Origin of the sequence: Actinophytocola gossypii, from assembly GCF_025165815.1 — a bacterium.
GTDB classification, from domain to species: domain Bacteria; phylum Actinomycetota; class Actinomycetes; order Mycobacteriales; family Pseudonocardiaceae; genus Actinophytocola; species Actinophytocola gossypii.
On sequence record NZ_JAFFZE010000014.1, the window covers coordinates 305235 to 329522 of the forward strand.

The following is a 24288-nucleotide window of genomic DNA, read 5'->3' on the forward strand; positions in this document are numbered from 1 at the left end:
GTAGCTAACTGGCCGTGATCACGCTCACCCAAATGGGTGAGTTACCCTCGTTCACATGGCTGGCCGTGTTGGGTTGGTGACGGATTCGACCTCGAGTATCCCGGCGTCGCTCGCGGCGCAGTGGGGAATCACCGTCGTGCCCACCCAGATCCGTATCGGCCAGCACGTCCGCGCCGAGCACGTGGTGCCGTCGGACGTGCTGGTGACCGCACTGCGACGGAACATAGACGTCGCCACGTCCGCCCCGGACCCCGCCGGGTTCGTCTGGGCGTACCAGGACCTCGCCGCGCGCGGCGCCGACGAGGTGATCTCGGTGCACATCTCCGGCCGGCAGTCGGAGACCATCGAGGTCGCCCGCGCCGCCGCCGCGCAGGCGGGTATCCCGGTGCACGTGGTCGACTCGGCGACGACCGGGATGAGTCTCGGGTACGCGGTTCTGGCCGCGGCCAGAACCGCGGGCGCTGGCGGCAACGCCCGGCGGGTGATGGGCACGCTCACCAAGCGCCTGGAGCACAGCTCGGAGCTGATCTACGTCGACACCCTGGAGTACCTGCGCAAGGGCGGCCGGATCGGCGCGGCGTCGGCGTTCCTCGGCAGCGCACTGTCCCTCAAGCCGCTGCTGACGATGAAGAACGGGCAGGTCACGCCGCTGGAGCGGGTGCTCGGCGCGGAGCGCGCGCTGCGCAGGCTGGTCGACGCGGCGGTCCGCCGGGCCGACGGCCGGGAGGTCGACGTGGCGATCGAGCACTTCGGCGCCCCGGCCAGGGCGACCACGGTCCTCGACCGGCTCAAGCAACGCCTTCCGGCCACCCAGGAGATCACGTTCACGGAGGTCAGCGCGGCGATCGGCGTCCACGTCGGACCGGGCGCGGTCGGCATCACGATCTCCGCCACGCAGTGAACGCTCCCTACCCCGTAGTAACCTGCCGCGGTGGCGGTTGACTCCCTTCCCCTGACCGGTGAGCGCACCGTGCCCGGCATCGCGGAGGAGAACTACTGGTTCAGACGCCACGAGGCCGCGTACCGAGCCCTGCGCCAACACTGCGCGGGCGCGCTCGTACTGGAGGCGGGCTGCGGCGAGGGCTACGGCGCCGACCTGCTCGCCGAGGACGCCACGCTGGTCGTGGGCCTCGACTACGACGCGCTGACCGCCGCGCACGTCGCGCGGGCCTACCCGAGGGTGCGGGCGCTGCGCGGCAACCTCGCGGCGCTGCCGGTCCGGGACGCGACCGTGGACGTGGTGGCCAACCTCCAGGTCATCGAGCACCTCTGGGACCAGGCCGGGTTCCTGCGCGAGTGCCACCGGGTCCTGCGGCCGGGCGGGCGCCTGCTGGTGACCACGCCGAACCGGCTCACCTTCTCCCCGGGCCGGGACACCCCGCTCAACCCGTTCCACACCCGCGAACTGGACCCCGGTGAGCTGGCCGGGCTGATCCGCGACACCGGCTTCGGCGTCGAGTACCTCGGCGGCCTGCGGCACGGGCCCCGGCTGCGTGCGGTCGAGACGGCGCTCGGCGGGTCGATCGTCGACGCGCAGGTTGACGCGGCGGTCGCCGGCACCCCGTGGCCGGACGAACTGCGGGCGGCGGTGGCCGGCGTGACCGAGGGCGACTTCGACCTCGGTACCGACGACCTGGCGTCCTGTTTGGACCTGGTCGCCGTGGCGGTCCGCGCATGACCGACGAGGGCACCTTCTGCCTGGTGCTGCACAGCCACCTGCCCTGGCTCCCCCACCACGGCACCTGGCCGGTCGGCGAGGAATGGCTGTACCAGGCGTGGGCACACTCCTACCTGCCCGTGCTCGACCTGGTCCACCGGCTCGGCGAGGAGGGCCGCCGGGACGTGCTCACCCTCGGCGTCACCCCGGTCCTCGCCGCCCAGCTCGACGACCCCTACGCGCTGCGTGCCGCGCACGACTGGCTCGGCACCTGGCAGCTGCGCGCCCGGCACGCCGCGGACCGGTGGCGGGCCGCCGACCCGCTGCTGCGCGACCTCGCCTCGGCCGAGCACCGCGCGGCGGGGTGGGCGATCGAGGAGTTCGAGACCCGCTGGCGGCACGGGTTCTCCCCGGTACTGCGCCCGCTCGTCGACGCCGGCGTGGTGGAACCGCTCGGCGGCCCGGCCACGCACCCGTTCCAGCCGCTGCTGCGCGAACCCGTCCGCCGGTTCGCCCTGGAGACCGGGCTCGCCGACAGCGCGCGGCGGATCGGCCGGGCGCCGCACGGGATCTGGGCACCCGAGTGCGGCTACGCGCCCGGCATGGAACACGACTACGCCCGCGCCGGTGTGCGGCGGTTCCTGGTGGACGGCCCGGCGCTGCGCGGCGACACGCACGCGGCCCGGCCGGTCGGCGGCTCGGACGTCGTCTGCTTCGGCCGCGACCTGGAGGTCACCTACCGGGTCTGGTCGCCGAAGGCCGGCTACCCGGGCGACCCCGCGTACCGGGACTTCCACACCTTCGACCACCCGACCGGGCTCAAGCCGGCGCGGGTCACCGGCAGACACGTGCCGCCGGAGCGGAAGCGCCCGTACGACCCTGAGCAGGCCGCCGCCGCGGTGACCAGGCACGCGGAGGACTTCGTGGCCACCGTTGTCGACCGGCTCCGCGAGCTGCGGGCCCGGCACGGGCGGCCCGCGCTGGTCGTCGCCGCGTACGACACCGAGCTGTTCGGCCACTGGTGGCACGAGGGCCCGCGGTGGCTGGAGGCGGTGCTGCGCACGTTGCCGGCGGCCGGGGTGCGGGTCACGACGCTGCGCGGCGCGGTCGAGGCGGGACACGTCGGCGCGCCGGTCGAGCTGCCCGCGTCGTCGTGGGGCTCCGGCAAGGACTGGCGGGTCTGGGACGGCGAGCAGGTCTCCGACCTCGTCGCCGCCGGGGCCGCCGTCCAGGACGAGCTGCTCGCGCTGCCGCCCGGCACGCCCGGCCACCGGGACCCGGCCCGCGACCAGCTGGTCCGCGAGGCCCTGCTGGCCCTGTCCAGCGACTGGGCGTTCATGGTCACCAAGGACTCCGCCGCCGACTACGCCCGCCGCCGCGCGAAGATCCACGGCGACCGGTTCGGCGAGCTGGCCGGCATGGTCCGCGGCGGGAACCACGAGCGCGCCGCCCGCCGCGCCGCCGAGCTGCGCGCCGCCGACGGCCCGTTCGGCCACCTCGACGCCCGGGGGCTGGCGTGCGGATCCTGATGCTGTCGTGGGAGTACCCGCCGGTCGTGGTCGGCGGGCTCGGCCGGCACGTGCACGCGCTGGCCAGGCACCTCACCGCGCTCGGGCACGAGGTCGTCGTGCTCTGCCGGCACGAGGCCGGGACCGACGCGGCCACCCACCCGACGTCCGACACCGTGGTCGAGGGCGTGCGGGTGGTCCGGGTCGCCGAGGACCCCACCCACCTGCTGTTCGAGCGCGACCTGGTGGCGTGGACGCTCGCCATGGGGCACGGGATGATCCGCGCCGGCCTGTCCCTGCTGTCCGGGTGGCGGCCGGACGTGGTGCACGCGCACGACTGGCTGGTGACGCACGCGGCGATCACGCTCGCCGAGCACACGCGGGTGCCGCTGGTGGCGACCGTGCACGCCACCGAGGCCGGCCGGCACAGCGGCTGGCTCTCCCAACGGCTCAACCAGCAGGTTCACTCGGTCGAGTGGTGGCTGGCGAACCGGGCGGACAGCGTGATCACCTGTTCGTCGGCGATGCGGGCCGAGGTCGCGCACCTGTTCGAGCTCGACCCGACCGAGATCACCGTGATCCACAACGGCATCGAGCCGCGCGGCTGGCGGATCTCCCCCACCGCCGTGCGCGCGGCCAGGGAGCGGCACAGCCCGGCCGGCACCCCGCTGGTGGTGTACTTCGGCCGGCTGGAGTGGGAGAAGGGCGTGCTCGACCTGCTCGCGGCGCTGCCGAAGCTGCGGCGCGCGCACCCGGGCGCGCGGCTGGTGGTGGCCGGCAAGGGCGTGCAGGCGCAGGCGCTGGTCGAGCAGGCCCGCAAGCTGCGGGTTCGCCGGTCGGTGGACTTCGTCGGGCACCTGCCCGACCGGGCACTGGTGGCGCTGCTGGCGGCGGCGGACGCGGTGGTGCTGCCGAGCCGCTACGAGCCGTTCGGGATCGCCGCGCTGGAGGCGGCCGCGGTCGGTGCGCCGCTGGTGGCCTCGACCGCGGGCGGGCTCGCCGAGCTGGTCGTGGACGGCGAGACCGGGGTGTCGGTCGAGCCCGGCGACGTGGACGGCATCGTGGCCGGCGTGCGCGCGGTGCTCGCCGACCCGCCCGCGGCCGCGCGCCGGGCCAGGGCGGCGAAGGCCCGGCTGGCGCGCGAGTTCGACTGGGCCACGATCGCGGCGGCGACCACGGACGTGTACCGCTCGGCGACCGTTCGAACACACCCCGTGCTCGGCCGACCCAAGATCGCGACCGGGAACGCGTTCCGGGACTAGTTTCAGGGTCGAGTCGGGGCGTTTCCCCATGGCACCGACGACCGTTTGCACATACGGTCGTGGGTACGACCGATCGGGGGAGAACGATCATGAACATGTACGCGGCGGTGCTCGTGTACGAGTCGAGCAGTTCGCGGCCCGGCCACGCGCCGCTGTTCGAGGAGACGGTGACCCTGCTGCTCGCCGACTCGCCGGAGCACGCGGCGGAGAAGGCCCGTGCGCACGCCGAGGCCCGCGAGACGAGCTACCGCAACGCCGTCGGCGACACGGTCACCGTGAGCTTCCGCCACCTCGTCGACGTCACCCAGGTGGACGACGAGCTCGGCGACGGCGCCGAGGTCTACCGCCGCCACTTCAGCGACTACCACGCCTACCTCGCCGTCGAGCCCCTCGCGAGCTAGCTCGTCCGCCTCCCCGGGATTTTTATGCGGCGGTTGCGTTCCGGCGTGGGTGCGGGTGGCTGAGGTGGATTGTGGTTGCGTGGCTTCACGTTCCCCTGAGGTCGCTGTTGGTCGGGTGCGGGCTTTTGTGCGGAGACTGAGGACTTCGGGCGGTTCAGCTGCTTCGCAGGGTCTTGCGTAGGGCGGCGGAGGCTTTGCGGGACATGTCGGCTACGGCGGCGCGGCGTTCGGCGTCGGCCTCGTAGGCGGCGCGGCGGTCGCGCACGACCTTCGCCGGGATGCCGGCGGCGACGGCGTAGTCGGGCACGTCGCCCTTCACGACGGCGTGCGCAGCGATCACGGAGCCTCGGCCGATCCTGGTGCCCTTGGTGATGGTGACCTTGGTGCACAGCCAGGTGTCCGGGCCGATGCGTACGGGGGCCTTCACGATGCCCTGGTCCTTGATCGGCTGGTGGATGTCGGCGGTGACGTGGTCGAAGTCGCAGATGTAGACCCAGTCGGCGATCAGCGCGGCGTCGCCGAGCTCGATGTCGAGGTAGCAGTTGACGACGTTCTGCCGGCCGAACACGGCCTTGTCGCCGATCCGCAGCGAGCCCTCGTGGCAGCGGATCGCGTTGCCGTCGCCGATGTGCACCCAGCGGCCGATCTCCAGCCGCCCGTAGCCGGGGCGGCAGTGCACGTCGAGGTTCTTGCCGAGGAACACCATGCCGCGCAGCACGACGTGCGGGTTGGCCAGGCGGAACTTCAGCAGCCGCCAGTACCGCACCAGGTACCAGGGCGTCCAGGCGCGGTTGCGGACCACCCAGCGCAGCGAGTCGAGGGTGAGGAACCTGGCCTGGTCCGGATCCCGCCGCGAGCGCCGCCAGCCCCGCACCCGGTCGGCCACCGGCGCACCCCACATGGACGTCATGGCAGGGGACCGTAGCTCACGCGGCACCCGTCGCGACGACCACCAGCAACGCGGTCAGCAGGGCCAATCCGACGAAGCACAGCACCTTGCGCATAACCCCATAGATAACCCTCTTGGGGGTTACTGTCAATCGCCGCTACCGTCGAGCGGGTGACCGCACTCATCATCGACACCGACCCGGGCGTGGACGACGCCTTCGCGATCGCACTGGCGTGCGCGAGCCCGGAGGTCGACCTGCTCGGCGTGACGACCGTGTTCGGCAACGTCGGCCTGGCGATGACCACCCGCAACGCGCTGCGCCTGCTCGCGCTGTACGGCCGTGAGGACGTGCCGGTCGCGGCGGGTGCCGACCGGCCGCTGGTCTTCCCGCACCCGCACCGCGCGCGCACCGTGCACGGCCGCGACGGCCTGTCCGACCTGGCCGACACGCTGCCGGAACGGGAGACGGGCCTGGCGAACACCGACGCCGTGTCGCTGATGGCGTCCCTGCTCGACCGGGCGACCGAGCCGGTGACGCTGGTGCCGATCGGGCCGCTGACGAACATCGCGCTGCTGCTGGCCGTGCACCCGTCGCTGACCGGGAAGATCGAGCGAATCGTGGTGATGGGCGGCGCGCTGGCCGGCGGGAACGTCACCGCGGCGGCGGAGTTCAACCTGTGGAGCGACCCCGAGGCCGCGCGCCGGGTGCTGGTCGAGGAGGAGGTCCCCACGGTCCTGGTGCCGACCGACCTGACCGTGCGCTGCCCGGTCGACACGGCGTGGCTGGACCGGCTCGGGGCGAGTGGCCCGCGCGGAACGGCGCTGGTCGCGCTGACGTCGGTGTACCGGCAGCACTACCGCAAGAGCCTCGGCCGCGACGGCACGGTCCTGCACGACGCGGTGGCGATGGCGGAGGCGATCAGCCCGGGTCTGCTGAAGACGACGCCGCTGCCGCTGGACATCGAGTGCGGGCAGGGCCCCGGCCGGGGGATGGTGGTGGCCGACCGGCGCGCACCCGCGGTCCGCGAGGAACTCGGCGTGCGTGGCGGCCGGCGGGTCGACGTCGCGCTGGACGCCGACCTGGACACCGTCCGCGAGTTCCTCCTGGAAAGGCTGTGCGCATGAGGATCGGCCTGCACTACTGGAACTTCTCGACTCCCGAGGATCCGGCGCTGATCGCGCCGACGCTGGCGGAGACCGCGCGGGTCGCCGAACAGGCAGGGTTCGCGTCGTTCAGCCTGATGGATCACTACTTCCAGATGCGGACCCGGCAGAGCCGCGCCGAGGAGCCGATGTTGGAGGGCTACACGGCGCTGGGGTACGTGGCGGCGCTGACCGAGCGGATGTCGCTCGGGCTGCTGGTCACCGGTGTGATGTACCGGCACCCGGGGCTGCTGGCGAAGGTCGTGGCCACGCTCGACGTGCTGTCCGGCGGCCGGGCGGTGCTGGGCATCGGCGCGTCCTGGTACGAGCGGGAGCAGCTGGGGCTCGGTGTGCCGGTGGTGCCGGTGGCCGAGCGGTTCGAGCGGCTGGACGAGGCGGTGCGGATCTGCCGGCAGATGTGGAGCGACGACGACGGCCCGTTCGAGGGCCGGCACTACTCGCTCGCGGAGACCCTGTGCGTGCCGGCACCACCGCACCGGGTGCCGGTGCTGATCGGCGGCGGGGGCGAGCGGAAGACGCTGCGCCTGGTGGCCCGGCACGCCGACGCGTGCAACCTGTTCGACCGGGGCCTCGACGAGGTCGCGCACAAGCTCGACGTGCTGCGCGACCACTGCGCCACCGAGGGCCGTGACTACGACGCCATCGACAAGACCGTGATGGTCAGCCGCCCGGTGCTCGACGACGTGGACCGCTTCCTGGCCGACGCGGAGTCCTACGCGGCCCTGGGCGTCACCGAGCTCCAGATCCTCCCGGACCGCCACCCGGTCGAGTTCACCGAACAGGTCGCCGAACGGATCATGCCCCGGCTGTGACCTCTGCCGCGGCGCAGACGAACGCGGTGGGGGTGCGGCCGATGCGGGTGAGGACGGCGGTGGCGGCGTGCGGGCCGCGTAGCTTGAGGCGGGGGCGGAGCGTGTTCGGGTCGACGTCGAGGCCGCGGACGAGGATCTCCAGGCGGCCGACCTCGCGGCGGCGCAGGGTGGCGCGCAGTTCCTTCTCGCTGTAGTGGCCGAACTCGAGTACGCGGAACGCGCGGATGCCGGGCGGCGGGGTGTCGCCGGTGAGATAGGCGATCCGCTCGTCCAGCTGGGCCAGGCCGTGCCGGGCGGCGTAATGGCGAACCAGGCCGGCGCGGACCACGGCGCCGTCCGGGTCGACGAGCCACTCGCACGGCTCGACGACCGGGCAGTCGTCCGGGTCGGCGTCGGTGACCGTCCACTCGGGAGCGTTCGGGCGCAGGACCGTGGCGCGGCGGCGGACGCCGGCGGTGGCGAGGGAGCCGGTCCACAGACAGGCCTCGCGCACCTGGCCGTCGAGGGACACCAGCTCGACCTCGCCGGTCCACGGGAGCGCGTCGAAGTCGGCGCCAGGGGCGCACTTCACGGCCAGGTCGACGCCGGGCCAGGCGGCGGCGAGCCCGTCGAGCGGGGGGACGAAATCGCTTGCGTGCCAGCGTCTGCGGCCGGCGGCGTCGCGGCGGGCGGGGTCGGCGAAGACGGCGGTGCCTCGGGTGACCGGGTGCAGGGCGTCGGCCCTGGCCAGGGTCGCGCCGGGCACGTTGTGCCGGGCCATCGCCAGCCGGACCGGGTCGAGGTCGGAGCCGACGCACCGGGCGGCGACCTCGACCAGGGCGGCCAGGTCGACGCCGACCGAACAGGTCACGTCGTGGACATCGCGGCCGGCGAACCGGCGGGCGCGCAGCCGGGCCACCGGCGCGGCGGTCGCCTGCTGCAGCGCGGTGTCGGTGAACAGCCACCGGTCCGGCTCGTCCACCTTGGACGCCGCGCGGCGGCGGAGCAGCACGGTCTCCAGCACCGGGCCCGCCCGCTCCCCCAGGGACCGGCGGGCGGCGGCCACGTCGGCCAGGTGGGACGCGGACGTCAGCGCCAGCCGGTCGACCTCGGCGAGCGCCGCCCGCCCCTCGGGCGAGCGGAGGAACGTGACGTCGGCCGTGGTGAATCCGTACGTCAGGGCTTGGTCCCGGTCACCAGCACGTTGTAGAACACGTCCCTCGGCGCGACCTTGCTCAGCACGTTCTCGTCCAGCCAGGACAGCCGCTGCCACGCCTTGTACGCGAACATCCGCCAGCCGAAGGTGAGCTTCTCCTGCGGCACCGCCGCCTCGAACGTGCGCACCGGCCAGCCGAACAGCGCGGCGGCCAGCTCCTCGGTCACCGCCCGGACGTCGGCGGCGCCCGCGTCCCGCGCGACCCGCTCCAGCGAGGTCGGGTCGAACGTGTGCAGGTCGACGATCGCCTCCAGCGCGGCGGCGCGGGAGGACTCGTCCAGCTCGGCCTGCGGGCGGCGCCACCCGGACAGCGGCGGCAGCTTGGTGACGTTGGTGGTGAGCCACCAGGTGAGCTGGCCGAGCTTGCGCGCGTACCGGTCGCCGATCCGGGTCGGCTCGCCGGCGAACACGAACCGCCCGCCGGGCTTGAGCACCCGCATGACCTCGCGGAACGCGGCCGGCACGTCCGGGATGTGGTGCAGCACCGCGTGCCCGACGACGAGGTCGAAGGTGTCGTCGTCGTAGGGGATCGTCTCGGCGTCGGCGACCCGGCCGTCGACGTCCAGGCCGAGCTGCTCGGCGTTGCGCAGCGCCACCTCGACCATGCCGGGCGACAGGTCGGTGACCGAGCCCTGCTTGATCACCCCGCCCTGCATGAGGTTCAGCAGGAAGAACCCGGTGCCGCTGCCCAGCTCCATCGCCTTCGGGTACGGCCAGTCCGCGTCGCCGGCGACCGCGCGGAACCGGCCGACGGCGTAGTCGATGCACCGCTCGTCGTAGGAGATCGACCACTTCTCGTCGTAGGTGCCGGCCTCCCAGTCGTGGTAGAGCACGTTGGCCAGCTTGGGGTCCGACCGCGCGGCCTCGACCTCGGCCTCGGTGGCGTGCGGGTTCGGTGCGGGATCAGTTACCGGTTCACTTGCCACTGAAGGTCGCCTTTCCCGGGCCGTTCTCGACGAACGAGCGCATCCCGGTCTTCTGGTCCTCGGTCGCGAACAGCGCGGCGAACACCTGGCTCTCCAGTCGCAGGCCGCTGGCCAGGTCGCCGTCCAGGCCGCCGTCGATGGCGGTCTTGGCCGCGGCCAGCGCGCGGGCGGCGCCGTTCACGAACTGCTCGGCCCACCGGCGGGCGGCCGCGTACACGTCGTCCGGCGCCACCACCTCGTCGACCAGGCCGATGGCGAGCGCCTCGGACGCCTCGACGAACCGTCCGGTGTAGACGATGTCCTTCGCCTTGCTCGGCCCGACCAGCCGGGCGAGCCGCTGGGTGCCGCCGGCGCCGGGGATGATGCCGAGCAGGATCTCCGGCTGGCCGACCTTGGCGTTGTCGCCGGCGACCCGGCGGTCGCAGCACAGCGCGAGCTCCAGCCCGCCGCCGAGCGCGTAGCCGGTGACCGCGGCGACGGTCGGCTTGGGGATCTGGGCGACGGCGGTGAACGACGAGGACAGCGCGCCCGCGCGGGCCGACATGTCCACATAGGACATATCAGCCATCTCCTTGATGTCCGCGCCGGCGGCGAACACCTTCTCCCCGCCGTAGACGATCACCGCGCGCACGTCGTCGCGCCGGGCCGCCTCCTCGGCGGTGGCGCGGATCTCCTCCTGCACCTGCTGGTTGAGCGCGTTCATCGGCGGCCGTTCCAGCCGGATCGTGCCGACCCCACCGTCCACTTCGAGCCTGACGAACTCACCCACGCCAACGCCTCCCTACTCGCCGGTACCCCTGGGGACCCTAGCGGGACCCGCGCCGCCGTGCGAAGTACCGGTCGCCGAGCCGCTCCAACTCGAGGTCCTGACCGAACGCCGCCGACAGGTTCTCGCTGGTCAGGACGTCCTCGAGGAGTCCGTGGGCGACCACGCCGCCGCCGGAGACCAGCAGCAGGTGGGTGAACCCGGGCGGGATCTCCTCCACGTGGTGGGTGACCAGGACCGTCGCCGGCGCGTCGGGGTCGCGGGCCAGCTCGGACAGCCGGGCGACCAGGTCCTCGCGGCCGCCGAGGTCGAGCCCGGCGGCCGGCTCGTCGAGCAGCAGCAGTTCGGGGTCGGTCATCAGCGAGCGGGCGATCACGGTGCGCTTGCGCTCGCCCTCGGACAGCGTGCCGAACATCCGCTCGGTGAGGTGCCCGATGCCCAGCGACTCGCACAGCTCGGTGGCCCGCGCGGTGTCGAGCGACTCGTAGTCCTCGCGCCAGCGGCCGAGCACCGCGTACCCGGCGCTGACCACGACATCCAGCACCTTCTCCTCGGCGGGGATGCGCTGGAGCAGGGCAGCCGAGGCGAACCCGATGCGCGGCCGCAGCTCGAACACGTCGACCCGGCCCAGCCGCTCCCCCAGCACGTGCACGGTGCCGCTGCTGGGGTGCAGCTCGGCGGCGGCGAGCCGGAGCAGGGTGGTCTTGCCGGCGCCGTTCGCGCCGAGGATCACCCAGCGCTCGTCGAGTTCGACACTCCAGTCGACACCGGAGAGCAGGTGGGTGGTGCCGCGGCGGACCCCGACATCGGACATGTGCACGACCAGGTCGTCGAGTTCGTCTCCCGTCACGGTGCCCATTCAAACAGGACACCGGGCCGCGCTCGGTGGCGGCATCGGGGGCGCGGAACGGGCAAGATGGGCGAATGTCCTCCCTGCACGTGCACCCCGGCCACCCGTTCCCGCTCGGCGCGCACCCGGAGGCGGGCGGCGTGCGGTTCGCGGTGGCGTCGTCGGTCGCCGAGGCGGTCGACCTGTGCCTGATCGCCGACGACGGCTCCGAGCACCGGATCGGCCTGACCGAACGCACGTTCGGCATCTGGCACGGCCTGGTGCCCGGCGTCACGCCGGGTCAGCGGTACGGCTACCGGGTGCACGGCCCGTACGACCCGGGCCGCGGCCTGCACTGCAACCCGGCGAAGCTGCTCGTCGACCCGTACGCCCGGCGGATCACCGGCACCGTCACCGACCTGGACGCCACCCTCGGCTACCGGGGCGACCCGCTGACCGGCGGGCGGTCCCCGGTCGACTCGCTCGGCCACGTGCCGCTGTCGGTGGTGACCTCGCCGGGCGGCCCGGACACCGGCGCGAAGCCGGAGACGCCGTTCGAGGAGACGGTGATCTACGAGCTGCACGTGCGCGGGTTCACCCAGCGGCACCCGGACGTGCCGGCGCACCAGCGGGGCACCTACCTCGGCCTGACCCACCCGTCCGTCGTGGAGCACCTGGTGCGGCTCGGGGTCACCGCGGTGGAGCTGATGCCGGTGCACACGTTCGTCGACGAACCGCCGCTGCTGCGGTCCGGCCGGCACAACTACTGGGGCTACTCCTCGCTCGGCTTCCTCGCCCCGCACGAGGGCTACGCCAGCGAGCCGGGGCGGGAGACCGCCGAGTTCCGCACGATGGTCGCCGCGCTGCACGCCGCGGGCATCGAGGTGATCATGGACGTGGTGTTCAACCACACCGGCGAGGGCGCGATCGACGGGCCGACGCTGTCCATGCGCGGGCTGGACGCGCGGGCGTACTACCTGCTGGACCGCGACGGGTTCGACGTGGACCTCACCGGTTGCGGCAACACGCTCGACCCGGCGTCGCCGACGGTGGTGCGGCTGGTCACCGACTCGCTGCGGTACTTCGCCGACGAGTTGGGCGTGGACGGCTTCCGCCTGGACCTGGCGAGCGCGCTCGGCCGGCCGGGCGGTGGTGCGTTCGACCCGAACTCACCGCTGCTGACCGCGATCACCACGGATCCGGTGCTGTCCAGGTGCAAGCTGATCGCCGAGCCGTGGGACGCGACCGGTGACGGCTACCGGGTGGGCGCCTTCGCTCCACAGTGGACGGAGTGGAACGGCCGGTTCCGGGACGGCGTGCGGGACTTCTGGCGCGGCGGCGTCGGCGTGCGGGACCTGGCCTACCGGCTGTCCGGCTCGGAGGACCTGTACGCGGCGAACACCCGGCGGCCGTGGGCGGCGATCAACTTCGTCACCGCGCACGACGGCTTCACCCTGCGCGACCTGGTGTCCTACAACAACAAGCACAACGAGGCCAACGGCGAGCAGAACCGCGACGGCACGAACGACAACCGCTCGTGGAACTGCGGCGTCGAGGGCGAGACCGACGACGCCACGGTGCTCGCGCTGCGTGACCGGCAGGCCAGGAACCTGCTGACGACGCTGCTCCTGTCCACCGGCACCCCGATGCTGTGCGCGGGCGACGAGCTGTGGCGCACGCAGGGCGGCAACAACAACCCGTACTGCCTGGACGACGAGACGTCCTGGCTGTCCTGGGACCTCGACGAGCGCGCGGAGGACATGCTGGCGTTCACCCGGCGGGTGATCGCCCTGCGGGCCGGGTCGCCCGCGCTGCGGCAGCCGGAGTTCTTCGACGGCCGCCCGTCGACGTCCGGCCGCCCGGACCTGGTGTGGTTCACCGAGGCGGGCGAGCCGATGACCGGCAACGACTGGTTCAACGACACCCGCCGCACGATCGGCATGTGGATCGACGGGTCGACGTCGCTGTCCCGTGACCGCGAGGGCGAGCTGGTGGCCGACGACACGTGGTTGCTGCTGCTGCACGCCGGCGCGGAGGAGACGACCGTGACCCTGCCCGGCGGCGAGTACGGCGAGGTCTACCTGCCGGTCCTGGACACCGGCACCCCGCGCGGCGTCCCGGTGTCCGACACTCCCCTGCCGCCCGGCAAGACGATCAGCATGCCCGCCCGCGGCATGCTGGTGTTCCGCACGCCGCGAGCGACGGTCACCTGACGACCTCGTAGCGCACGTGGGTGACGCCGGGCGACCCGACCACCTCGGCTGGCCGCAACGTCACGTCGCCCGTGCCGTCGAACAGCGGTGCGCCGCCACCGAGCGTGATCGGTACCAGGCTGAGCAGCACCTCGTCGACGAGCCCGGCGGCCAGCGCCCGCCGGGACAGCTCGGCTCCCAGCAGGACGACGGTTCCGTCCCCGGCCGCCTCGCGCGCCAGCGCCACGGCCTCCGCCGGCTCGGGTGCGAAGGTGAAGGTCCCGCCGGCCTGCGCCAACGGTGCCCGCGCCTCGCGGGTGACCACGAACGACGGGCCGGGAAACGGCACGTCCTTCCAGTGCGGCAGGCCGAGGTCGAACGTCCGCCGGCCGACCACGCTGGCCGCGGCCCGCGCCCGGAGATCGGCGACCACCTTCTCGTCGGTGGACGCCACGGGGTCGCCGAACATCCAGTCGTGCAGCCGCTCACCGCCCACGCCCATGGGGTCGTCCGCCGAGACGTTCGGCCCCGCCACGTACCCGTCGAGCGACATGCTCTTGAACACCAGCACCCGGCTCATCGCGTTCTCCTCAGCTCGTTCCGTCGCCGGTACGGACTCGCGGCGCCGGCGAAAGTCATCGGTCGGCGTCAATGCGATTCGCAGAGGGAAAGAAGTCGGTTGCTTCCGCACAACGGGCAACGACCGGAAAGTTCTTCACGTCGCATCCCCGCGCCATGAGCGCACGACGCGATGGGAGAACGAACATGAGATCAATCCGCTCGCTGCCCGCGAGGCTCGTGCTGGTGCTGGCCGTGGTGGCCGGCACACTCGTCGGCACGACCGGCGTCGCCTCGGCGGCGACCGCGACGGTCGGCAACACCGACGGCGACGGGCTCAACATCCGGTCCGGACCGACCACCGCCAGCGGGAGCCTCGGCCTGGTCTGGGACGGGCGCGTGGTCGACATCTCCTGCCAGGCCCAGGGCCAGGCGGTGACCAACACCAACGGGTTCACCAGCGACCTGTGGGACTACGTGCCGGCGCTCGGCGGGTACCTCGCCGACGCCTACATGGCCACCGGGTACGACTACCGGATCCCGGGGGTGCCGGACTGCGGTGACACCTCCGGGCGGTACGTCCCGGTGTCGCAGTTCCAGGGCCAGCCCAACCAGAGCGAGGACTGCGGCCCGACGAGCGTGGTCACCGCGCTGCTCGCCGCCGGCGTGACCCCGCGCTCGTGGGACTCGAACAACCCGGTGGCCGCGATCAACCGGGCCCGCTCGGACATGGGCTTCGACCCGACGTGGAACGACCCGAACCACTTCGGCACCGTCGAGTCCGACGTGCGCCGCGCGCTGGCCGCGAACGGCGTGTCCGCCACCGTCGTGTTCGGTGACTTCGACCGCGCGCTGGCGCACGTGCGGGCCGGCCGGCCGGTGGTGATGGCCGGGAACATGAAGGACCTGCCGTGGTCGGGCAACGACGTGCCGCACTTCCTCACCGTCGCCGGCTACGAGGGCGGCCAGTACCTGGTGCTGGACCCGGCATCCCAGCCGATCGTCTACCGCACCTCGGCCGCCGTCCTGGCCGCCTACTGGGACAACCATCTGGGGCGTGCGGGCGTGCTCCTGTAACGGGTTCGGGGCCGCGCGCCGTCCCACGGGCGGCACGTGGTCCCCACAATGTGGGAGCGCGTTCCACATATCGTCGGAGCTGTCACGCTCGTGGACATGACAGCCGTCCTGACCCATCCCCGCATCGACGACCTCGTCGCACCCCGCCGCCCCGAGTGGACCCCCGCCGAGCTGTGCACCCTCACCAGCCGGATCGGCACCGAACTCACCGGATCGCTGCTCGACCAGGTCCGCTTCGCCAGCCCGCGGCGCTGGTGGGCCCGCCTCGCGCTGACCGACGAGGTGGAGGTCTGGCTGCTGTCCTGGCTGCCGGGCCAGCACACCGCCCCGCACGACCACGGCGGCGCGGCCGGCGCGTTCGCCGTCATCCTGGGCGAGTTGTCCGAGACCTACCGGTACTCCCGCGGCCCGGTCGCGCGCCGGACCCACCGGGTCGGCAACGCGATCGGGTTCGGAGCCGGGCGGGTGCACCAGGTCTGGAACACCAGCGCGGCCAGGGCCGCCACCGTGCACGCCTACTCGCCGCCGCTGGTGCCGACGCGCGAGTACCCGAGCCTCGACCGCCCGACGCCGTGAGCGCGGTCGACGACGCGCTCGCGTTCGCCCGCGCGGGCCTGGAGCGGGTGACCGCGCACGAGGTCGCCCGGCTCCCGGGCGCGCTGCTGGTCGACATCCGGCCGGAGCGCGACCGGGCCGAGGGCGAGGTTCCCGGCTCGGTCCCGGTGGAGCGCATCGTGCTGGAGTGGCGTCTCGACCCGCACGGCGAGCACCGGCTCGACGGGCTCACCGAGGACACCCTCGTGGTCGTGCTGTGCAACGAGGGCTACTCGTCGAGCCTCGCCGCCCGCGACCTCCGGGCGCTCGGGCTGCGCCGGGCCACCGACCTGGTCGGCGGCTTCCGCGCCTGGCGGGCCGCGGGCCTGCCGGTCCGGGAGGGTCCGACGGAGGCGGTCAGGTGAGGGCGGACAGCAGTTCGGCGCGCCGTGGGTCGTCGCCGGGGCGCCAGGGGCAGGCCACGCTCAACGCGGCGACCCGGCCGGTGTCGAGCACCCGCCGGACCGACGCGAGCACCGCGGCGCGCGACGGCCCGCCGGACACCGGGAACAGCAGGCCGGGCAGGTCGCCGGAGTCGATCACGTCGACGTCGAGGTGCAGCACGACCGGACCGGGCGGCACCTCGACCTCGTCCACCGTGGCGCGCCGGACGCGGGCCGTGGCCAGGTAGTCGGCCTCGGCCGGGTCCAGGTCCCGCGCGTCGACCAGGGTGACGCGGTCCTCGGCGAGTGGCCGGAGCCCGAGCGGGCCGGCCACCCGCTCGGGGTGCGCGCCCATGGCCAGCCGCAACGACAGGCCGCCGAGGTACCCGGACGTCGACGACTCCAGCGTGTGCACGTCGCCGTGCGCGTCGAACCAGAGCACCGACGGGTCCACCCCGGCGCGCTGCACCCCGGCCAGCACGCCGAGCGCGACCAGGCAGTCGCCGGAGACCACCGTCGGCGCGGTCGCTCCCGCCACGGCGTCGGCGACCGCGTCCCAGAGCCGGACCAGCCGCGCCCACCGGTCCCCGTCCGGCAGCGTGGGCGCGACGACCTGCCCGGTCACCGGCAGGCTTCCCGGCGCCAGCCGCTCGTCCTGGTGGAACGGCACGACGATGGGGCTCATCGCTCAGCCCGCGACCACGACGCGGCCGAGTTCCGCCGGGCTGGCCAGCAGCTCGTGGCGCGGCAGCACGCGGGCCGTCGCGCCGAGCGTTCCGGTGTGCGGCAGCGGCACCTCGGCCGCGTAGGCGCCGTCCTCGGCCGGCGACATCGGCACGGTGACCACGTCGTACAGCTCGTCGTTGTCGGTGACCCGACCCACGACCACCTGCACCACGACGTCCGCCGGGGACAGCCCGGCCAGGTCCACCGACGCGCGGACGCGCACCCGCTCCCCCAGCACCGGCGCACCGTGCAGGTCCAGCTCGCAGTGCGTCACCCGGACGTGCGGCCACGCCCCGCCGAGCCGGTCCCGGTAGGACGCCAGCTCGCGCGCGGCCCGGTAGTCCTCCGCGTGCGCCAGCTCCACCGCGGTGGCCGCCGGCTTGTACGCCGACTCGACGTACTCCTGGACCATCCGCGACGCCTGCACCCGGGGACCGAGCGAGTCCAGCGTGTGCCGCACCATCGCCAGCCACTGCGCCGGGACGCCGTCCGTCCGGTCGTAGAACAGCGGCGCCACCTGGGAGCCGAGCAGCTCGTACAGTGCCGCCGCCTCCAGGTCGTCGCGGCGCAGCGGGTCGCCGACGCCGTCGGCGGTCGGGATCGCCCAGCCGTTGGAGCCGTCGTAGAACTCGTCCCACCAGCCGTCGCGGATCGACAGGTTCAGGCCACCGTTGAGCGCGGCCTTCATGCCGGACGTGCCGCACGCCTCCAGCGGGCGGGTCGGGTTGTTCAGCCACACGTCGCAGCCCCAGTACAGGTACCTGGCCATCGACATGTCGTAGTCCGGCAGGAACGCGATCCGGTGCCGCACCGACGGGTCGTCGGCGAACTTCACGATCTGCTGGATCAGCGCCTTGCCGCCGTCGTCGGCGGGGTGCGACTTGCCGGCGACCACCAGCTGCACCGGCCGCTCGGAGTGCAGCAGCAGGTGCCGCAGCCGCTCCTGGTCGCGCAGCATCAGCGTCAGCCGCTTGTAGGTCGGCACCCGGCGGGCGAAGCCGACGGTGAGCACGTCCGGGTCGAACACCGTGTCGGTCCAGGCCAGCTCCAGCGGGGACGCGCCGCGCTGCAACCAGGCGTCCCGCACCCGGCGCCGCACCTCACCGACCAGGCGGCGGCGCAGCTCGCAGCGGAGGTTCCACAGCGCCGAGTCGGACACGTCGGCCAGGTGCGTCTCGCCCGGCTCGCCGATCGACTCGGTGACCTCCCGCGCGGTCCAGGTCGGTCCGTGCACGCCGTTGGTCACCGACGTGATCGGCACCTCGGCGGTGTCGAAGCCCGGCCACAGCGCGCCGAACATGTCCCGGCTGACCTCGCCGTGCAGCTTCGACACGCCGTTCGCGCGCTGGGCCAGCCGCAGACCCATGTGGGCCATGTTGAACATGCCAGGGTTGTCCTCGGCGCCGAGGCCGAGCACCCGGCGGAAGTCCACGTCGGGCAGCAGTGCGCCGTCGCCGAAGTAGTGCTGCACCAGGTCGACCGGGAAGCGGTCGATGCCGGCCGGGACCGGGGTGTGCGTGGTGAACACGGTGCCCGCGCGGACCGCGGACAGCGCCTCGTCGAAGGACAGGTTCTGGCCCGACATCAGCTCGCGCAGCCGCTCCAGGCCGAGGAAGCCGGCGTGGCCCTCGTTGGTGTGGAACACCTCGGGCTGGGCGTGGCCGGTCAGCTCGCAGTAGGTGCGGACCGCGCGCACGCCGCCGATGCCGGCGAGGATCTCCTGCCGGATCCGGTGGTTCTGGTCGCCGCCGTAGAGGCGGTCGGTGACGCCGCGCAGGTCGTCGTCGTTGCCGTCGACATCGGAGTCGAGCAGCAGCAGCGGCACCCGCCCGACGCGGGCCTGCCAGATCCTGGCCCGCAGCACCCGGCCGCCGGGCATCGCCACGTGCACCAGGATCGGCGCCCCGGACGGCTCGGTCAGCGGTTCGAGCGGCAGGCCGTTGGGGTCGATCACCGGGTAGTGCTCGACCTGCCAGCCGTCCAGCGACAGCGACTGGCGGAAGTACCCCGACCGGTACAGCAGGCCGACACCGATCAGCGGAACGCCCAGGTCGGAGGCCGCCTTGAGGTGGTCGCCGGCCAGCACGCCGAGGCCACCGGAGTAGTTCGGCAACGCCTCGGTGACGCCGAACTCCATCGAGAAGTAGGCGATCGAGGACGGCATCCGGTCGGCCCGCCCGTTGCCCTCGGCGCCGTGTCCGGCGAGCTCCGCGCGACGGTGCTGGTACCAGCGGTCGCCGGTCAGGTAGTCGCGCAGGTCGCGGGAGAGCGCGTCGGCTCTGGCCAGGAACTCGCCGTCGGTGGCGAGCTGCTCCAGGCGGTTCGCCGGCACCTCGGCGAGCAGCCGCAGCGGGTCACCGACCCGCTGCCAGATGCCCTGGTCGATGGCGGCGAACAGTTCCTGGGTGGGCGGGTGCCAGGTCCACCGCAGGTTGGTGGCGAGGGTGCCCAGCTCGCGGAGCGGCTCGGGCAACCCGGCGCGCACGGTAAACCGACGTACAGCTTTCACGCCGACCGACCTTATCGGGCGACCATCGGACGAACTCAAGGCGCCGGGCCGTGTGTCGATCGCGGGGACAGGGCAGACTGCCATCGCAGGGGGACGATCTTTTCGGGAGGGTTGGACCGGTGAGCGGTCGACTGGGTATCGACGACGTGACCCCGATGGTGAGCTGCGGCCGCTATCCGGCGAAGGCCGTGGTCGGCGAGCACATCCCCGTGCGGGCCACCGTCTGGCGCGAGGGCCACGACGCCGTCGGTGCGACCGTGGTGTGGCGCGGCCCGCACGACGACGGCGAGCGGCAGACCAGGATGCTCTGCGCGGACGTCGACACCGACGAGTGGGTCGCCACGGTCGTGCCGGACGCGACCGGCATGTGGACCTACCGGGTGGACGCGTGGAGCGACCCGTGGTCGACCTGGCGACACGCCGTCGAGGTGAAGGTCGGCGCCGCGCAGGGCGCGGACGAGCTGGCCAACGACCTGGAGACGGGCGCGCGGCTGCTCGACCGCGCGGCCCGCCGGTTCCCGCACAACGGGGAGCGCCGGATGCTGGTGTCCGCGGCCGCCGCGCTGCGGGACGACACCGCGCCTCTGCCCGCCAGGATCGCCGAGGCGCTGGACGAGCCGGTGCAGCGGTACATGCAGGCGTACCCACTGCGCGACCTGGTGACCCGAGGGCGGAAGTACCAGCTGTGGGTGGACCGGCCGAGGGCGCTGTACGGGTCCTGGTACGAGCTGTTCCCCCGGTCGACGGGTGGGTGGGACGCGTCGGGCAAGCCGGTGCACGGCACGTTCGCGACCGCGGCGGCCGAGCTGGACCGGGTCGCCGCCATGGGCTTCGACGTGGTGTACCTGCCGCCGATCCACCCGATCGGGACGGTGAACCGCAAGGGCCCGAACAACAGCGTGATCTCGGTGCCCGAGGACGTCGGCTCGACCTGGGCGATCGGCTCGTCGGAGGGTGGTCACGACGCCGTCCACCCCGAGTTGGGCACGATCGAGGACTTCGACGCGTTCGTGACCCGGGCCGGCGAGCTCGGCCTGGAGGTGGCCCTGGACCTGGCCCTCCAATGCGCCCCCGACCACCCCTGGGTAGCGGAGCACCCGGAGTGGTTCACCAAGAAGCCGGACGGTTCCATAGCGTACGCAGAAAACCCCCCGAAGAAGTACCAGGACATCTATCCGGTGAACTTCGACAACGATCCGGAAGGCATCTACGCCGAGGTGCTCCGGGTCGTCCTGCACTGGGTGCGCCACGGGGTCCGGATCTTCCGGGTGGACAACCCGCACACGAAGCCGCCGAACTTCTGGCACTGGCTGATCCACCAGGTGAAGGCGGTGGAGCCGGACGTGTTGTTCCTGTCCGAGGCGTTCACCCGCCGAGCGCGCCTCTATGGTCTGGCCAAGCTGGGATTCACCCAGTCGTACACGTACTTCACCTGGCAGACGTTCAAGCACGAGCTGGTCGAGTTCGGTCAGGAGATCGTCGCCCACGCCGACGAGGCCCGCCCGAACCTGTTCGTGAACACGCCGGACATCCTGCACGCGTCGCTCCAGTTCGGCGGTCCCGCGATGTTCGCGCTGCGTGCCGCGCTGGCGGCCACCATGTCACCCACCTGGGGGGTGTACTCCGGGTACGAACTGTTCGAACACGAGGCCGTACGCGAGGGCAGCGAGGAGTACCTGAACTCGGAGAAGTACGAGCTGCGCCCGCGCGACTACGCCAAGGCCCTGGCCGAAGGCCGCTCCCTCGAGCCGTGGATCACCAGGCTGAACGCGATCCGCGCGGCCCATCCCGCGTTGCAGCAGCTGCGCACTCTCCGCTTCCACCACGCGGACAACGACGCGATCCTGGCGTACTCGAAGACGGATCCGGCCGGCAAGGACACGGTCATCGTGGTGGTGAACCTGGACTCCCACCACACGCAGGAGACGATGGTCCGCCTCGACATGCCGACCCTCGGCCTCGACTGGACCGACCGGTTCGCCGTCCGAGACGAGGTCAGCGGCGAAACCTGGGACTGGAGCCAGACGAACTACGTGCGCCTGGAACCGACCCACCAGGTCTGCCACATCCTGACGGTGATCCGCTAACGAGAAGGCGCGGTCGCGACACCTGTGCATGCCGACGCGCCATCGGTGGCGTGGCAGTCGGCGTGGACCAACTGGACGCCGGACCAGTAGATCGGGGTGCGGCTGCGCAGGTCGGGGCCGTCGGCGGTGTCGGTCCAGCTGACCTGGAAGTCGCTGGTGAAGGCGGTTCCGTCGGCGCGCTGCCCGCGCAGGTGCAACACCAACGACTCCCCCAGCCGAGACACCGCGACGATGTCGGGCGTGTCCGGGCCGGGCAGCCCCGCGGTCTGCAGCAGCCCTCGGCAGATCCCCGCCGACGCCGCGACGGTCTGGCACAGGCGTTCGTAGTCACCGTCCCGCGCGAGCCGGGCCGTGTCGTCGAGCAGGGCCTCCGCCCCGGCCCGGTCGACGGGCGGATAGTCGGGCCGCGAAGCCCGGGAGACCACGTTGATGACCAGCGCGGTGAGCAGGATGGCGCTGGTGGCGACCATGGGCCCGAACCAACGACGCTCGATGAAGCGCACCCGTCAACATTACAGTTCCAGTGAAGGGACGCGGCGGAAGTGGACATCACGAATGCGCCGATCATCCGACTCCAACAACAGACGGTTGCTGACGCTGACAGTGATCGCCAATTTCTGCACATGCACCAGCATGGTGGTGTCGCTGCTCAGCTCGTGGAGCGACAACGTCGGTATCAACGTGTTTCGGTTGTTGTGGGCTGGGATTTCCTTCACGCTGCTGGTGATCGCGCTGGTCTTGGCTCATCGAGTGCGACGGTCCGGCGGTGATCGGACCGTCGAGTAGTTGCCGACCCGGCTTCCCGTGCGGTAGTCTCCGAACCGTCTACTTCTGGTGGCTGTTGGCTTGGCCCCCACCGGAACCCTCTCGGATCTCTTCGCTGGCTCGTTGGCAGTCCTGCCGTGGCCGCGTGACCTCGATCCGTCTTACCCTTCTGGAGTTTTCCCATGTCCACCAACGTGTCCGGGATTCTGGACATCATCGGCGAACGTGCGTTTCTGCGTACCGACGGCTATCTTCCCGACCCGGGCGACCCGACCGTCCCCATCGGACTCGTTCGTAGCAACGGGCTGCGTCGGGGTGACACCGTCACCGGCACCGCCGCGTCCGGGCGGCTGGTCGCCGTCGACACGGTCAACGACCATCGACCCCACTACCAGCGACCCGCGTTCGCCGAGCTGACTCCTTTGTACCCCAACGAAAGGCTCCGGCTGGAGACCGAGCCGCACGCGCTCACCACGCGCGTCGCCGACCTCGTCATGCCGGTCGGCAAGGGGCAGCGCGCGCTCGTCGTCGCTCCGCCGAAGGCCGGCAAGACCACGGTCCTGCGAGCCATCGCGCACGGCATCGCCAAGAACCACCCCGAGTGTCACCTGATGCTCGTCCTCGTCGGCGAGCGGCCCGAGGAGGTCACCGATCTCGCCCGCGGCGTGCCCGCCGAGGTCGTCGCCGCGACGTTCGACCGGCCGCCGAGGGACCACACCGCGCTCGCCGAGCTGGCGATCGAACGCGCGAAACGCCTGGTCGAACACGGCCGTGACGTCGTCGTCCTGCTCGACTCGCTCACCAGGCTCGGCCGCGCGTACAACCTCGCCGCCCCCGCCACGGGGCGCATCCTCACCGGCGGCGTCGACTCCACCGCGCTCACGCCGCCGAAGCGCTTCCTCGGCGCCGCCCGCAACATCGAACACGGCGGCTCCCTGACGATCTTCGCCACCGCCCTCGTGGAGACCGGATCGGCAGGCGACACACTGATCTTCGAGGAGTACAAGGGAACCAGCAACGCCGAACTCCGCCTCGACCGCCGGCTCGCCGCCAAACGCGTCTACCCGGCCGTCGACGTCCACCAGTCCGGCACCCGCAAGGAGGAACTCCTCCTCTCCCCCGCCGAGCTGGCCGCGACCAGAGCGCTCCGCCGCGCCCTCGACAACCGCGACGTCGACACCCTGCTCGACACCCTCCGCCGCACCCCGACGAACGCCGAGCTACTGGCCGGCCTCACGCGTCGCGTGAGCACCTGACCCCCGCGACGCCGCCGGTCTGCGAGCGAACAGGATCGCGCCCGGCTTCGGTTCGTCCGGATTCAGCAGGTGCTGCGCCTCCACGGTGAAGCCGGCCGCGCGGAGCCAGTCGGCCACGCGGGACGGTTGGCGGCGGTGCCCATACGCCCCGGTGGGCTCGGTGCCGATCTTCGCATCGTCACCGACGTGGAACCCCGCGGCCAGCACCCCGCCCGGCCGCAGGACCCGGTGGAACTGTGCGAGCACGCCCGGCACCGCCTCGTCCGGGATGTGGATCAGCGACCACCACGCGAGCACGCCGGCCAGGGAGTCGTCGGCGACGTCCAGGTCGGTCATCGAACCGATCTCGAACCGCGCACCGGGGTGCTCGCGGCGGGCGATCTCGATCATCGCGGGTGACAGGTCGATGCCGAACGCGTCCGTGCCAAGCTCCCGCAGCAGAGCGGTGGTGTGTCCAGGCCCACAGCCCACGTCGGCGACGGGTCCGCCGCCGATCGCGCGGACCAGGTCGGCGAACAGCACGACCCCGGCGCGAACGTGACGCAGCCGGTCGAGCAGGTCGCGGGTCTCGTCGGCGTAGCCGGCCGCGATCTTGTCGTACGAGTCCCGGGTCTCGCTCAACCAGGTCATCAGCGAACCGTACCCCTTGGAACGACCGGTGCCGCCGGGTTGATGTATGAAGGAACCTTCGCCGGGCCCGGTACGTCACACCCGCGAGCGACACCAGCACAG

General features: G+C 72.6%; 23 protein-coding genes and 1 pseudogene. 14 read left to right on the plus strand and 10 right to left on the minus strand.

The window, feature by feature from the left end; all coding sequences use genetic code 11:
* Positions 1-55: 55 nt before the first annotated feature.
* The 5 genes from JT362_RS17950 (at position 56) to JT362_RS17970 (ending at position 4828) form a co-directional block, all read left to right on the plus strand.
* Positions 56-901, plus strand: a complete 846-nt coding sequence (locus JT362_RS17950) for a DegV family protein (RefSeq protein WP_260192407.1) — start codon at positions 56-58, stop codon at positions 899-901.
* Between the two features lie 30 nt (positions 902-931).
* The gene (locus tag JT362_RS17955; protein WP_260192408.1) at positions 932-1678 is read left to right on the plus strand and encodes a class I SAM-dependent methyltransferase; all 747 of its coding nucleotides are present in this window, start codon (positions 932-934) and stop codon (positions 1676-1678) included.
* Positions 1675-3186 (plus strand): 1,4-alpha-glucan branching protein domain-containing protein, encoded by a 1512-nt coding sequence (locus JT362_RS17960; protein WP_260192409.1) that lies wholly within the window; start codon positions 1675-1677, stop codon positions 3184-3186. The genes JT362_RS17955 and JT362_RS17960 overlap by 4 nt, the downstream gene beginning before the upstream one ends.
* Positions 3174-4427, plus strand: coding sequence for a glycosyltransferase family 4 protein (locus JT362_RS17965; protein WP_260192410.1), 1254 nt, complete (start codon positions 3174-3176; stop codon positions 4425-4427). Before JT362_RS17960 ends, JT362_RS17965 begins: the two co-directional genes overlap by 13 nt.
* Before the next feature lie 89 nt (positions 4428-4516).
* On the plus strand, positions 4517-4828 hold the full coding sequence (locus tag JT362_RS17970; RefSeq protein ID WP_260192411.1) for a DUF4288 domain-containing protein: 312 nt from the start codon (positions 4517-4519) through the stop codon (positions 4826-4828).
* 154 nt (positions 4829-4982) lie between these two features.
* On the opposite strand, the gene JT362_RS17975 is transcribed toward JT362_RS17970, so the two are convergent.
* Positions 4983-5738 (minus strand): acyltransferase, encoded by a 756-nt coding sequence (locus tag JT362_RS17975; protein WP_260192412.1) that lies wholly within the window; start codon positions 5736-5738, stop codon positions 4983-4985.
* Positions 5739-5888: 150 nt separating this feature from the next.
* Here JT362_RS17975 and JT362_RS17980 point away from each other — a divergent pair, with 150 nt between their 5' ends.
* Both JT362_RS17980 and JT362_RS17985 read left to right on the plus strand, forming a co-directional pair.
* Entirely contained in the window at positions 5889-6842 is a 954-nt protein-coding gene (locus JT362_RS17980) for a nucleoside hydrolase (protein ID WP_260192414.1), read from the plus strand.
* Positions 6839-7693 carry an LLM class F420-dependent oxidoreductase gene (locus tag JT362_RS17985; protein WP_260192415.1) on the plus strand — a complete coding sequence of 285 codons (855 nt, stop codon included), beginning with the start codon at positions 6839-6841 and terminating at the stop codon, positions 7691-7693. The genes JT362_RS17980 and JT362_RS17985 overlap by 4 nt, the downstream gene beginning before the upstream one ends.
* Here the strand turns inward: JT362_RS17985 and JT362_RS17990 are convergent.
* From JT362_RS17990 to JT362_RS18005, 4 genes are read right to left on the minus strand one after another with little or no spacing between them, the layout of a single operon-like run.
* A complete protein-coding gene (locus JT362_RS17990; RefSeq protein ID WP_260192643.1) occupies positions 7677-8852 on the minus strand; it encodes a THUMP-like domain-containing protein in 1176 nt (391 codons plus the stop codon). The two genes, JT362_RS17985 and JT362_RS17990, sit on opposite strands and share 17 nt — an antisense overlap.
* Complete coding sequence (locus JT362_RS17995; protein ID WP_260192416.1) at positions 8849-9814, minus strand: class I SAM-dependent methyltransferase; 966 nt, start codon at positions 9812-9814, stop codon at positions 8849-8851. Before JT362_RS17995 ends, JT362_RS17990 begins: the two co-directional genes overlap by 4 nt.
* Complete coding sequence (locus tag JT362_RS18000) at positions 9804-10583, minus strand: enoyl-CoA hydratase/isomerase family protein (protein ID WP_260192418.1); 780 nt, start codon at positions 10581-10583, stop codon at positions 9804-9806. The genes JT362_RS17995 and JT362_RS18000 overlap by 11 nt, the downstream gene beginning before the upstream one ends.
* A 37-nt stretch (positions 10584-10620) precedes the next feature.
* Positions 10621-11394, minus strand: a complete 774-nt coding sequence (locus JT362_RS18005) for an ABC transporter ATP-binding protein (RefSeq protein WP_260192644.1) — start codon at positions 11392-11394, stop codon at positions 10621-10623.
* Positions 11395-11504: 110 nt separating this feature from the next.
* On the opposite strand from JT362_RS18005, the gene glgX reads away from it, so the two are divergent.
* The gene (gene glgX / locus JT362_RS18010) at positions 11505-13622 is read left to right on the plus strand and encodes a glycogen debranching protein GlgX (RefSeq protein WP_260192419.1); all 2118 of its coding nucleotides are present in this window, start codon (positions 11505-11507) and stop codon (positions 13620-13622) included.
* Here glgX and JT362_RS18015 read toward each other — a convergent pair.
* Positions 13615-14181 carry a dihydrofolate reductase family protein gene (locus JT362_RS18015; RefSeq protein ID WP_260192420.1) on the minus strand — a complete coding sequence of 189 codons (567 nt, stop codon included), beginning with the start codon at positions 14179-14181 and terminating at the stop codon, positions 13615-13617. The genes glgX and JT362_RS18015 overlap by 8 nt on opposite strands.
* 185 nt (positions 14182-14366) lie before the next feature.
* Here JT362_RS18015 and JT362_RS18020 point away from each other — a divergent pair, with 185 nt between their 5' ends.
* The 3 genes from JT362_RS18020 to JT362_RS18030 all read left to right on the plus strand — a co-directional run bounded on the left by JT362_RS18020 (position 14367) and on the right by JT362_RS18030 (position 16195).
* The gene (locus tag JT362_RS18020; protein WP_260192421.1) at positions 14367-15236 is read left to right on the plus strand and encodes a C39 family peptidase; all 870 of its coding nucleotides are present in this window, start codon (positions 14367-14369) and stop codon (positions 15234-15236) included.
* Between the two features lie 96 nt (positions 15237-15332).
* Entirely contained in the window at positions 15333-15812 is a 480-nt protein-coding gene (locus JT362_RS18025) for a cysteine dioxygenase (protein WP_260192422.1), read from the plus strand.
* Entirely contained in the window at positions 15809-16195 is a 387-nt protein-coding gene (locus JT362_RS18030) for a rhodanese-like domain-containing protein (protein ID WP_260192424.1), read from the plus strand. Before JT362_RS18025 ends, JT362_RS18030 begins: the two co-directional genes overlap by 4 nt.
* On the opposite strand, the gene JT362_RS18035 is transcribed toward JT362_RS18030, so the two are convergent.
* Together JT362_RS18035 and glgP are read right to left on the minus strand one after the other, a co-directional pair.
* Positions 16188-16898 (minus strand): arginase family protein, encoded by a 711-nt coding sequence (locus JT362_RS18035; RefSeq protein WP_260192425.1) that lies wholly within the window; start codon positions 16896-16898, stop codon positions 16188-16190. The two genes, JT362_RS18030 and JT362_RS18035, sit on opposite strands and share 8 nt — an antisense overlap.
* 3 nt (positions 16899-16901) lie before the next feature.
* Complete coding sequence (gene glgP, locus JT362_RS18040) at positions 16902-19448, minus strand: alpha-glucan family phosphorylase (protein WP_260192426.1); 2547 nt, start codon at positions 19446-19448, stop codon at positions 16902-16904.
* Positions 19449-19567: 119 nt separating this feature from the next.
* Here glgP and JT362_RS18045 point away from each other — a divergent pair, with 119 nt between their 5' ends.
* A complete protein-coding gene (locus tag JT362_RS18045) occupies positions 19568-21535 on the plus strand; it encodes an alpha-1,4-glucan--maltose-1-phosphate maltosyltransferase (protein ID WP_260192428.1) in 1968 nt (655 codons plus the stop codon).
* Here JT362_RS18045 and JT362_RS18050 read toward each other — a convergent pair.
* Positions 21532-22005: a hypothetical protein gene (locus JT362_RS18050; RefSeq protein WP_260192429.1), complete on the minus strand. Its 474-nt coding sequence runs from the start codon at positions 22003-22005 to the stop codon at positions 21532-21534. The two genes, JT362_RS18045 and JT362_RS18050, sit on opposite strands and share 4 nt — an antisense overlap.
* On the opposite strand from JT362_RS18050, the gene JT362_RS18055 reads away from it, so the two are divergent.
* Both JT362_RS18055 and JT362_RS18060 read left to right on the plus strand, forming a co-directional pair.
* Complete coding sequence (locus JT362_RS18055) at positions 21986-22321, plus strand: hypothetical protein (protein ID WP_260192430.1); 336 nt, start codon at positions 21986-21988, stop codon at positions 22319-22321. The two genes, JT362_RS18050 and JT362_RS18055, sit on opposite strands and share 20 nt — an antisense overlap.
* Positions 22322-22494: 173 nt before the next feature.
* Positions 22495-23556: pseudogene (locus tag JT362_RS18060) on the plus strand (transcription termination factor Rho, short form); the annotation flags it as partial.
* On the opposite strand, the gene JT362_RS18065 reads toward JT362_RS18060, so the two are convergent.
* Positions 23521-24186, minus strand: coding sequence for a class I SAM-dependent DNA methyltransferase (locus JT362_RS18065; protein WP_260192431.1), 666 nt, complete (start codon positions 24184-24186; stop codon positions 23521-23523). The pseudogene JT362_RS18060 and the gene JT362_RS18065 sit on opposite strands and share 36 nt — an antisense overlap.
* Between the last annotated feature and the right edge of the window lie 102 nt (positions 24187-24288).